This is a genomic window from Rhizobium sp. PRIMUS64 (assembly GCF_023006465.1).
In the GTDB taxonomy this organism is placed as follows: Bacteria; Pseudomonadota; Alphaproteobacteria; order Rhizobiales; family Rhizobiaceae; genus Rhizobium; species Rhizobium leguminosarum.
The window spans coordinates 1-3,321 of record NZ_JALBGX010000254.1 but is presented as its reverse complement, the minus strand read 5'-3'; the positions used below and the strand labels follow the sequence as shown (position 1 = coordinate 3,321).

Genomic DNA, 3,321 nt, shown 5'->3' with positions numbered 1-3,321 from the left:
CGCTGCCGGGCGAGCCGCCGCAGACGAGCGCAAGGCCGGATGCGGCCGCCGCGCCAATCGAACAATCGGTAAGGGCGATCGGCGTCACCGTGCCTTCGCCGGACTGCATAGGCGACGCGGCCATGACGGCTGCCTGCCGGAGATAGAGCATGCATGCCCGCGGGCGCCAGTTGGTGCCCCGGTTGAGCAATTTCGAAGGAACGTCAATGCGCAAAGCCCGCAGTGTCATCATATGGGCCGTGGTTTCGCTCTGCATGATCGTGCTGATCACGTTGCCGGTCAACCTGCAGACCCAGCTCATCACCAGCATCACGGTCGTGACTGTGATGGCGCTGATCAAGGTGCTGAAGGGCGAGGGGACGTGGCGCCTGGTGGCGCTCGCCTTCGGCACATCGATCGTGTTGCGCTATGTTTACTGGCGCACCACCAATACGCTGCCGCCTCTGAACCAGCCTGAGAATTTCATTCCCGGCCTGCTGCTCTATCTTGCCGAAATGTATAGCGTTGCGATGCTGGCTCTCAGCCTCTTCATCGTCGCGACGCCGCTGCCGTCGCGCCCCTCGCGTGCCGCCAAGAATGAGCGTTTCCCTCATGTCGACGTCTTCGTGCCATCCTACAACGAGGATGCCGGCCTGCTGGGAAATACGCTGGCCGCCGCCAAGGCCATGGATTATCCGGCCGAGAAGTTGCATGTCTGGCTGCTCGACGACGGCGGCACCTTGCAGAAGCGCAACTCCGGCAAGCTGCTCGAAGCCCAGGCTGCTGCTGCCCGCCATATCGAGCTGAAGCAGCTCTGCGACGATCTCGACGTCAGCTACCTCACGCGCGACCGCAACGAGCATGCCAAGGCCGGCAATCTCAACAACGCCATGAAACTTTCGACCGGCGAACTCATTGCCGTCTTCGATGCCGACCACGCGCCGGCCCGCGATTTCCTGCTCGAGACCGTCGGTTACTTCGAGGACGATCCGAAGCTTTTCCTTGTCCAGACCCCGCACTTCTTCATCAATCCCGACCCGCTGGAGCGCAACCTGCGCACCTTCGACAAAATGCCGAGCGAGAACGAGATGTTCTACGGCATCATCCAGCGCGGCCTCGATAAGTGGAACGCCGCCTTCTTCTGCGGCTCGGCCGCGGTTCTGAGCCGCAGGGCGCTCGAATCCCAGAACGGCTTCAGCGGCATCAGCATCACGGAGGATTGCGAGACGGCGCTGGCGCTCCATGGCAGCGGCTGGAACAGCATCTATGTCGACAAGCCGCTGATCGCCGGCCTGCAGCCGGCCACCTTTGCAAGCTTCATCGGCCAGCGCAGCCGCTGGGCGCAGGGCATGATGCAGATCCTGCGTTTCCGCTTCCCGCTGCTGAAGCGCGGCCTGACGATCCCGCAGCGCTTCTGCTACATGTCCTCCACGCTTTTCTGGCTCTTCCCGTTCCCGCGCACGATCTTCCTGTTTGCGCCGCTCTTCTACCTGTTCTTCGATCTGGAGATCTTCACCGCCTCCGGCGGCGAGTTCCTTGCCTATACGCTCGCCTATATGCTCGTGAATCTGATGATGCAGAACTACCTCTACGGGTCGTTTCGCTGGCCCTGGATTTCCGAGCTCTACGAATATGTCCAGACCGTGCATCTGCTGCCGGCTGTCGTCTCCGTCATGCTCAATCCGAGGAAGCCGACCTTCAAGGTCACCGCCAAAGACGAATCGATCGCCGTCAGCCGTCTGTCGGAGATCAGCCGCCCGTTCTTCGTCATCTTTGCGGTGCAGATCGTCGCGCTCATCATCACCATCTACAAGATCTACGCCGAGCCCTATAAGGCCGACGTCACGCTCGTCGTCGGCGGATGGAATCTCATCAATCTGATCATGGCCGGCTGCGCACTTGGTGTCGTGTCGGAGCGCGGCGAGCGCGCCTCGTCCCGTCGCGTCCGCGTCAACCGGCGCTGCGAATTCGGCGCCAACGGCAAGTGGTATACGGCCTCGATCGAGGATGTTTCCGTCCATGGCGCAAGACTGCACATCTTCAACAAGCATCTCGACGAGATGCTGGTCGGCGCCGTCGGCGAAATTCGCTTCCGTCCCTATAGCGGCGCGGATCTGGAAACCCTGCCGCTCATCGTCCGCAACATCGAGCCGTCGGGCGACATCAGCAATGTCGGTTGCCAGTATGTGCCGAAAAGCGCGCTCGACCATCGCCTGATCGCCGATCTGATGTTTGCCAATTCCGATCAGTGGACCCAGTTCCAGGCCTCGCGCCGCCGCAATCCGGGCCTAATCCGCGGCACCATCTGGTTTCTCGGCATGTCGTTCTACCAGACGAGCCGCGGCCTCGTTTACTTCTTCCGCAGCATGCGGCCGGAGCGAGAAGCCCAGCAGCAGGCGGCAAAGGTCAACGCCGGATGAGAAGGATCGTCGCCGCCTCGCTTCTCCTGCTGAATGTTTCCGCCTTCGCCCAGGCGCAGACGGCACCCTTCGACATGTCCGGCGAACGGCCGCCCGGTGCGCCCGTTACCCCGAGGTTGACGCCGCCCACGCCGTCCGCAGCCACCGCGTCTCCGGTTTCCGTCTTACCCGCACCTGCAACCCCGGCTGCTCCTGCTCCTGCTCCCGTTCCTCCGCCGATCGCCGTCCAGTCACCGCAGTCGCAGCCACCCGCGCTCAAGCCAGCAGCGGCGGCAAACAGCGCTGCGCCGCCGCGTGCCGGCGATGTCCGTCGCTTTGTCGTGCCCTTTTCGAAACTCGGCCTCGGCGGTGAATACGATCGCCGGTCATGGTCTATTTATCTGACACCGGAGCAGGCGGCGGCCAAGGCAAGCTTCACTTTCGCCTACCAGAATTCGATCGTCGTCGCGCCTGAGGCCTCGGCGCTGACCGTCTATCTCAACAATCGCCCGATCGGCCAGCAGCGCGTCGGCTCACCGGATGGCCCTTCGACCGTCACCTTCGAGGTTCCAACTGGTCTGCTGCAGCCGGGCGCCAATCTCGTCACCTTCGAAGCCGGCCAGCGCCACCGAACCGATTGCAGCATTCAATCCACTTATGAACTGTGGTCGAATATCGATCCGGCCGGGACCTATCTGAGCTTTGCCGGCATGGACGTTTCCCAGCTGGCGAGCGCCGACGCAATCCGCGCCATCGGCGTTGACGGCGCCGGCAAGACGGAGTTCGACATCGTTGTCCCCGCGTTGGAGCAGCCGGGAACCACCAAGCCGCTGCTGCGGCTGGCGCAGGGCCTGTCGGTGCTGAGCAGCATGCCGAACCAGATCTTTGCCTTCAGCACCGCTTCGCTTCCGGCCGCCGGCCCTGGCAAGCTCAGTGTGCTCGT

2 protein-coding genes and 1 pseudogene are annotated in these 3,321 nt (G+C 62.9%); all 3 read left to right on the top strand.

The genetic code is table 11. The features are described from left to right. Positions 1–146, top strand: a pseudogene (locus tag MOV76_RS38660) (cellulose biosynthesis protein BcsN); the annotation flags it as partial. Between the two features lie 60 nt (positions 147–206). After that, positions 207–2,399: a UDP-forming cellulose synthase catalytic subunit gene (gene bcsA / locus MOV76_RS38655; RefSeq protein WP_130652159.1), complete on the top strand. Its 2,193-nt coding sequence runs from the start codon at positions 207–209 to the stop codon at positions 2,397–2,399. Further along, on the top strand, positions 2,396–3,321 hold a 926-nt coding region (locus MOV76_RS38650; RefSeq protein ID WP_247266542.1), incomplete at its 3' end, for a cellulose biosynthesis cyclic di-GMP-binding regulatory protein BcsB. The genes bcsA and MOV76_RS38650, both read left to right, overlap by 4 nt.